Here is a 7,700-nt window from a genome sequence, read left to right on the forward strand (position 1 = left end):
ACAGATCAACGACATCGTTCGACCCCGTTGGGGTCGCCTTTCAGGAGGTTTGGGGCCACCTGTCCGTAGGCTGGGCCTTCGGCCGGCGCCTACGGCTACTCACGTTCATCCCCTTCCGGGGATGCGGGAACAACGCCGTCAGTTGAGCAGGACCGGGCACGATTACGAAAACTCCTCACTGATTCCGGTTGACAGCACGCCAAGCAGCTGATAGGCATATCATCTACAAAGGATACAATGAAAATGCTGATTAATGTTTTTTCTGGCGTGCCAGTGTTAAAGGTTTTTGGCAGCTCGAGCTGCCCCAAGTGCGCGGAGGCGAAATCTCGGCTCAAGCAGCACAGAATCCCCTTCAAGTTCTACAACGTCTCCAACGCCAAGGGACTGGCAGAGGCAGCTTACTACGGTCTCGTGGATGAGGGGTGGCCGGTGCTTTTGTTGGTGGGGCAAGATGGCGAGGTGATCAAGAGATTTCGTGCGGTTATGCAGGGCATCTCGGAGATCGAGAGGAAGTCGCTTTTCTCAACCAATAAGCAGCTGGAGATTCCGCTCCCTGATGAGAAGGTGGCCTCCTGACATAGTGCAAGCGGTTACTACTCTGCGTAGCGCGCTGCGAAGCACGAGGTGCCCAGTAGCTGCCATATAGAGCGGCGTCCCTTTCCGCCCGGGGACCGGGAGTTATTCTATGGTGATTACGTCGCTCTGGCGCTCGCGGAATGTCAGCGAGAGGGTCACGTCCTGCCGATCCAGCTCGTTCAGGACTCTGGCCGCGGAGTTGAATGCGAGCTCTTGTGTGTTGTTCTCCTCACTGAGGTGTGCCAGAAACACAGTTGCGAGACAGTCGTGCATGGTCTTCGACAGAAGGTCTGCCGACTGGTCGTTCGACAAATGGCCTCTCTTGCTGGCGATCCGCTGCTTTAGTTCCGGAGGATAGGCTCCATCCAGGAGCATTCTCCTGTCGTGATTGGACTCGAGAACGAGCGCATTGCACCCGCCAAGACAATGCCTGACGACGTTTGTCGCATAGCCAAGATCGGTCGCGATGCCAGCCTTCACGCCGTTGGACCTGACGACATATCCGACTGGACTTGCAGCATCGTGCGGAACGGGGAATGCGGTGAACTCAAGGTCCTTGACCATAAACGGCTTGCCAGCATCAATTGGGACAATCTTGTCCTTCTCCACGTTTTTGAGTCGTGAGGCTGTGAAGTAGAGGGTCTTGATGTTGGCGTAAATGGGACAGCGCAGCTTTCTGGCCGCAACGCCCACGCCAGCGATGTGGTCGGTGTGCTCGTGTGTTACAACGATCGCGTCTATTGAGGCCGGATCGACTCCGATCGAGCCGAGCGATTTTGCGACACGTATCCAGGAGATGCCCACATCAAGAAGGACACGGGCGTGCTTGGACTCAAACAGCGTGCAGTTTCCAGAACTGCCGCTGGCCAGGATACAGATTCTCATCTTGCCGGGGCTTATTCTCCCTCGATCTTGACGTGCCCGTAGCTTCTCTGGACAGCGGTTTTGGGCGAGGGATGTTCGTAAAGTGACGTTATGAAGACGGCTTTTACCGGCCTGAGCAAAATATCAAAGAACTGGAAAGCGTCCTTCTTGCCCGGTTCACTGACCTGTGCATAAAGCTCTAGCAGGGACTTGATCTGCTGCCAGAGAGCGTCGAAATCGAGGTACGCGGTCTGGTTTACCGTTTCTGGAAAGCCCTCGCTGATGGCCTTGTATTTGGGCTGGTCCGTAAGCAGAGGGTGCTCGTGGCTAATGCAATCTATCATGGTCTCGACCTGCTTTCGGCCAAAGCCTACGCAGAAGTACTTGTCAACTACCGCTGCGGCGATGCTCATCTCTGCGGGATTCTCGCCAACAGGGATGGCGAGCCGGACGACGTGGATTGGGTTGTCCTTGTAGGCGACATCCTTGTGCTCAACCTTGAGGGCCTTGTCCTTGTCAAAACTCAGGAGATAGTCTCCGATCTTGGGAAATGCGTTGAACAGCTTTTCGGGATTGCTGGAGCTGCACACAAAGCCAAACTCCGGCAGAGGTATGTCCTGCTCGAAGCTCACGCCCTTATAGTAGAAGGCGATGTCGTGGCCAACAGCCGGCAGAAGGTCCTCTGTTATTGATATGCCGATCTTCTTCTCGAGCTCTGCGATGAATCCCGTTACCATTACGGCGGCCATCGGATTCCGAGCCATCACCGAATCGATCACGAGCTCGTAGGTTTGCTTTGCATTCAAACAGTTCATAGCCGTCATCATCGTTGAGCCCCCCGGGACAGCCGAAAGAATAGGGAGGCCGTTTGGCTGGAACCCGTAAAAACCGGTGACCGTGGCATCGCTTTTCTCAACATCCAAGGCCGTGTAAGATTCAAACTGGACGCCATCCTTCACGTAGAACCGCGTCAAGGAGTCCCCCGCCATCTTCGGCATAGCCCCCACCTTAGACTGAGTCGGGGCGCCTTTGCTCTCAACGATCGCTTGGAATACGCTGCTCCAATCGACGCCGAGGTTCATGAAGCACTCGCCGAAGTGGCCGGGCCTCAACTCGCTCGCGACCTCAGTGTAGTTGGCGGAGGTTGCGAGGCAGTCCTTCTTGTTCCCAGAGACCAGGTCAATTATAGATTGCAGGGCCGCAAGGTCATTTGCTCCGGTCAGCAGACCGTAAGTCTGACATAGATAGAAGACCTCGGTCTCTTTGACCACGGGCGCGACCCCCATCTTTATCGACCCGTCTTTATCCTTATACAAGGACAACGGACCCTCGATCGACCCGTGTTTATCCTCTGATAAAAACAACGGTCTCTTGTGCCTAGTCTCTCCGACCACCTTAGTTATCGTTTCGGCATTATACTTGGTCTCGCTGAGCGTCAATCCGTTGTTCTGGGCAGTCTCCTTGATTAACTTGACTATCTTTTTAAGTTTTTCGGGATTTCCTACCTTTGCCAGAAACGCAGTGCCCCCCCTGTCCGGCGCCTCGCCAGGCATGTATGCTATCACGATCTCGTCGCCGATAAGGTCCCATAAGAGCCCTAGGTCCGGAGGCTCAGCCTCAACTGCCGTCTCGAGGCTGCGGTCCTTGAAGTTCTGCTCAAGCTGCTTCTCCGCGACCGAGACAGTCGTCTGCCAAAAGGGACTTGACGAGAGCTGTTTGAAGTAGTTGCTGCCTTGGACCGCTGTCTTCAGCGCTGCGATGTCGATGAGGTGCACGCACAGCGCGGCAGAGCTCGGGACATAAGAGAGCAGCTCCGGGGCAGGAGCCGCCGTTGCTGCCTTCTGGAGCCCGGTCTCGGTTGTGGCTGTCTTGCGGTGGGTGGCCCAAGGGCCGAACATATCGGTGACGTAATAAGATATCGCGAACCCCGCGATGAGAAGGATTACTACGATGATCAGCGCTCTTTTCACTTTTTGTTGCCCTCCTGATGTTGGATGCTGTGGCGATGACTGCTCCCTTGTGGTTCTGAGAGCGCTTTCTGCACGACAGTCAAATGGCGCCTGTCGTTGCAGAATTCGAGTGCAGCCTCACTTATATCCCTCGGCGTCAGTTTGCACCTCCTCAGCAAGTCGCCCGAGGGACCTGAGACCGAGAATCGGTCCGGAACGCCTAATCGTCGCACCGGGACGGGATAACTCTCGCTGAGCACTTCGCATACCGCGCTTCCGAGCCCGCCGATTATAGAGTGTTCCTCGACGGTCAGGATGCGCCCGGTCTCTCGTGCCGCTGCAATCGTTGCTTTAGTGTCGATGGGTTTCAGCGTTGACATGTTGATGACGCGGGCGTCAATACCGTCCTGGGCCAGCATTTGAGCCGCCTGAAGTGAGAAATCAACCATCAGGCCGCAAGCGATTATCGCCAAGTCGCCCCCGTCCCTGAGGACGGAGGCCTTGCCTATCCTAAACTCAGTATCGCGGCAGGTTATATCGGGGAATTTCTCTCGAGAGCCCCTAACATAAAGTGGGCCTTTCATGGACAGGCTCTGAATAATGACGCTTCGCATCTCGCACGCATCCGCCGGGAAAACGACCGTCATGTTCGGGAGAACTCGCATCAACGCGGCGTCCTCGACACAATGATGCGTGGGACCATCCTCCCCCACGGTGATCCCACCGTGGCTGGCCACGAGCTTCACGGGCAGCTGCGAAAGGCAGAGCCCAAGCCGTATCTGCTCCCAAGCTCGACCCGTCTCGAAAATGGCAAAAGTGCTCACAAACGGGACCTTGCCCGCCAGTGCAAGGCCCGCGGCCGTCCCAATCATGTCCTGCTCGGATACACCCATGTTGAAGAAGCGATCAGGGAATCTCGCCCCGAACCACGCCGTCCTCGTGGATTGCGACAGGTCAGCGTCGAGAACGACGATATCTTTGTTCGTCTCCCCGAGCTCGACCAGCGTCTCGCCGTAAATGTCGCGAAGGCCAGTCAAATGCTTCCCGGCGCACAGGTCCCCAAGCCCCATCAGCTATCCTCCTCGATGAGGACCTCGCCACCGAGCTCGTCCATTGCCCGCCGAAGCTCGTCCATCTTCGGGGCCACGCCGTGATACTGACACTTCCCTTCCATGAATGAGACGCCCTTGCCCTTAATGGTCCTCGCCACGACAACGTTCGGCTTGCCGTCGCTCGACTGCTCCATCTTGCTCACGGCAGCGTCGAGCTGTGAGAAATCATGCCCGTTAACTTCCTGCACATTCCACCCAAACGCCTCCCACTTGGCGGCTATCGGCTCAACGCCCATGATATTTTCGACACGGCCGTCGATCTGAAGCTGGTTGGCGTCGATTATCACCACCACATTGCCAAGCCTGTAATGCGAGGCGCTCATAGCAGCCTCCCAAATCTGACCCTCCTGAATCTCGCCATCGCCCAAGATCACATACACCTTAGACGTAATCCCCGAAAGGCGCAGGCCCAGCGCTATTCCGTTCGCCATCGACAGCCCTTGACCTAGCGAGCCGGTCGAAGCCTCAACTCCGGGCGTCCGCCGCGCGTCCGGATGGCCCTGCAATGAGCCGTTCACACGCCGCAACTTGAACAGCTCAGATCGGGGAAAATAGCCGCACATCGAGAGCAGCGCGTAGAGTGTGGGAGCGGCGTGCCCCTTCGAGAGGACGAGCCGGTCACGCTCTGGCCAATCGGGGTCTTCAGGCTTGTGTCGCATCTTGTAGAAGTAAAGATATGTCAAAATATCCACCACGGAAAGAGACCCACCTGTATGGCCCGAACACGCTTTAGTCAGCATGTTGAGAACTAGGATGCGAACTTGGTTGGCTGTCTCAGAGAGACGCTTCTTCTCGCCTACATCCATATCACTGCCCCGGTTCAGAACAATCTGTTATATGTTTGGCAAGGAAACAATAACTAGCCTCAAGAAAACGCATACCCACTCTTCTTGCTACCGAGTTAATAAGTGCAGGACCGCTCTCGCCTAATGAGGCAAAGCCGGTCCTCACAGACCTTTTGCGCCATTTGCGCGCACGTATTCGATCTGCTCGTCGCTTAGTCCCGAGACATTTTTAAAGTTCGCTCCGGCGACCTCCGCCTGCTTTAGGTTGACGCCATCAAGCTTCGCATTTGCCAGGTTAGCATCTGTCAACCTCGCCCTGTAGAAACTGCTAACCTCTCCCGAACACCCCTTGAGCGTCGCGCCTCTGAGAGTAGCGTTCTCAAAACTAGCGCCTCGGAAATCCGCACCGGAGAGGTCCGCTCGCTTCAGGTTGGCCTGATATAGATTGCAGCGCTCAAGCTTAGCGTTCAGAAGCTTCGCGTTCTTCAGGTCTGCCCACTCCAGATTCGCGTTCGTCAGATCGGCGGACGAAAGGTCCGCATTCCCAAGGTCGCTATCCTTGAAGCGAGCCCTCGAAAGGTTTGCACCGGCCAACTTGGCTCCTAGAAGGTCAGCTTTGTACAAATCCGCTCCGGAGAGGTCCGCTCCGGAGAGGTCAGCCCTCTCAAGAACAGCGCCGTAAAGATTCGCTCCACTGAGGTTGCACCCCTTGAGATTGACGTTGGTAAGGTCAGCTTCTACCAGATTCCCTTTCGAGAGGTCGAGGCCTTCGAGGGTCTCCCCAGCGGCGACCCTCTTGAGTATCTCCTCCCGCCCAAGCTCGCTCATTATCATACTTTCCCAAACGATTGTGGCCTGCACACTCGCAGTCTATTGCCTAACAAGGCACTTCTTCATCGAGGAGATAGTAAGTATGCCTCCAGGGGTTGTCAAGAGCGGAGATGCCCTCCGAGAATTCGGATTGGGCTATGTAAACCATGCAGCCAGCACGTACGTTCCAAAGGGCTTATACGGCTTCAATGACCGAGAACCTCAAAAGACCTACTCACCAAACAGCTCCCGCCAGTCGTAGATGCTGTAGGCGTATCCCTGCTCGGTCAGGAAGCGCTGCCGGTTCATCGCCGCCTCCTGTTCCTTCGTGTCCTTCGAGACAATGCTGTAAAAAAACGCCTTCTGGCCGCGACTCTTCGGCCTCAGTATCCGCCCAAGCCGCTGCGCTTCCTCCTGCCTTGACCCGAACGTGCCAGAGACCTGTATAGCGACGCTGGCGTCGGGCAGATCGACGGCGAAATTCGCCACCTTCGACACGACGAGAATCTTGATCTTGCCCGCCCTGAAATCGTCATAGAGCATCTCCCGCTCAACGGTCGGCGTCCCGCCGTGGATGAACGGCGCCTGTAGCTCATCCGCTATCTCCTGAAGTTGACGGATATAAACGCCGATTATCAAGGTCGGCTCGCCCTCGTGCGCCGACACGAGCCGTCTGACAACCTCCAACTTGCGGTAGTTCTCCGCGGCCAGCCTATACTTCTGCTGGTGAACCGAGAGCGAGTAGCTGCGCCGCACATCTTTCGGCATCTCAACCCTCACCTCCGTGCAATGCGCCTCGGCAATGAAGCCTCGGTTCTCGAGGTCCTTCCAGGGCACGTCGAACTTCTTCGGGCCTATCAAGCTGAATACGTCGGCCTCCAGCCCATCCTCACGAACAAGCGTCGCCGTCAGACCGAGGCGCCGCCTCGCCTGAAGTGCCGCGGTTATCCTAAACACCGGTGCGGGCAATAGATGGACCTCGTCGTAGATTATCAGACCCCAGTCTTTCTCATCGAAGACCTTGAAATGCCGAAACTCTGCATCCTTGCTCGTGCGGTGCGTCAGCATCTGGTAGGTTGTGAGCGTTATTGGCTTGATCTTCTTTCGCTCGCCGCTGTACTCACCGAAGTCCGCGCTTGACACGTTCGTCTTGTCGAGCATCTCCATCATCCACTGCCGAATCGCTACGATATTCGTGCAGATTATCAGCGTCTCGCACTTCAAAAGCGCCATCGCTGCAAGCCCGACGACTGTCTTGCCCGCGCCGCACGGCAGAACTATGACGCCGCTTCCGCCCTCGGATGAGCCACCCGCGTAGAAGGCATCCGTGGCGGCGAGCTGGTAGTCCCGAAGTTTCAACTCGGCGCCGTCTGACATGAACTCTCGCAGGGCAAACTCGAAGAACGTCCCATCAACGTAGCCGGCCACGTCCTTTACTGGGTAGCCGATGCGAGTCATAGCCTGCTTGATGTCTCCCCTGTGGATTGAGGGGATGAGGAGCTCAAGCTCGCCGACTCGCCGATCAACATATCTGGCCACACGCTCCGTGTTCATTATCTCGGCGATAAGCGAAGCATCGTCCGAGACGAGTATCAAGTCCTCGC

Annotated in this window: 7 protein-coding genes; 1 reads left to right on the top strand and 6 read right to left on the bottom strand. The window is 56.4% G+C overall.

What is annotated here, in order from left to right:
• The first annotated feature begins 243 nt into the window (after positions 1-243).
• Positions 244-576 (top strand): glutaredoxin domain-containing protein, encoded by a 333-nt coding sequence (locus tag VM163_11190; protein ID HUT04444.1) that lies wholly within the window; start codon positions 244-246, stop codon positions 574-576.
• A gap of 102 nt (positions 577-678) precedes the next feature.
• Here VM163_11190 and VM163_11195 read toward each other — a convergent pair whose 3' ends face one another.
• From VM163_11195 to VM163_11220, 6 genes are all read right to left on the bottom strand, one after another.
• Entirely contained in the window at positions 679-1,461 is a 783-nt protein-coding gene (locus tag VM163_11195) for an MBL fold metallo-hydrolase (GenBank protein HUT04445.1), read from the bottom strand.
• Between the two features lie 11 nt (positions 1,462-1,472).
• A complete protein-coding gene (locus VM163_11200) occupies positions 1,473-3,410 on the bottom strand; it encodes a DUF3352 domain-containing protein (GenBank protein HUT04446.1) in 1,938 nt (645 codons plus the stop codon).
• Positions 3,407-4,459, bottom strand: a complete 1,053-nt coding sequence (locus tag VM163_11205; protein ID HUT04447.1) for a transketolase family protein — start codon at positions 4,457-4,459, stop codon at positions 3,407-3,409. The genes VM163_11200 and VM163_11205 overlap by 4 nt, the downstream gene beginning before the upstream one ends.
• Positions 4,459-5,307 carry a transketolase gene (locus VM163_11210; GenBank protein HUT04448.1) on the bottom strand — a complete coding sequence of 283 codons (849 nt, stop codon included), beginning with the start codon at positions 5,305-5,307 and terminating at the stop codon, positions 4,459-4,461. The genes VM163_11205 and VM163_11210 overlap by 1 nt, the downstream gene beginning before the upstream one ends.
• 141 nt (positions 5,308-5,448) lie before the next feature.
• Positions 5,449-6,114: a pentapeptide repeat-containing protein gene (locus VM163_11215; protein HUT04449.1), complete on the bottom strand. Its 666-nt coding sequence runs from the start codon at positions 6,112-6,114 to the stop codon at positions 5,449-5,451.
• A 213-nt stretch (positions 6,115-6,327) separates the two neighbouring features.
• On the bottom strand, positions 6,328-7,700 hold a 1,373-nt coding region (locus tag VM163_11220; GenBank protein ID HUT04450.1), incomplete at its 5' end, for a DNA repair helicase XPB.

The sequence above is a fragment of the bacterium genome (genome assembly GCA_035527515.1).
GTDB lineage: Bacteria > B130-G9 > B130-G9 > B130-G9 > B130-G9 > B130-G9.

What these genes read in the sequence shown, in the direction of transcription:
- VM163_11190 (HUT04444.1), top strand. Translation starts at nt 244, where the DNA reads ATGCTGATTAATGTTTTTTCTGGCGTGCCAGTGTTAAAGGTTTTTGGC.
- VM163_11205 (HUT04447.1), bottom strand. Translation starts at nt 4,459, where the DNA reads ATGGGGCTTGGGGACCTGTGCGCCGGGAAGCATTTGACTGGCCTTCGC.
- VM163_11215 (HUT04449.1), bottom strand. Translation starts at nt 6,114, where the DNA reads ATGAGCGAGCTTGGGCGGGAGGAGATACTCAAGAGGGTCGCCGCTGGG.
- VM163_11210 (HUT04448.1), bottom strand. Translation starts at nt 5,307, where the DNA reads ATGGATGTAGGCGAGAAGAAGCGTCTCTCTGAGACAGCCAACCAAGTT.
- VM163_11195 (HUT04445.1), bottom strand. Translation starts at nt 1,461, where the DNA reads ATGAGAATCTGTATCCTGGCCAGCGGCAGTTCTGGAAACTGCACGCTG.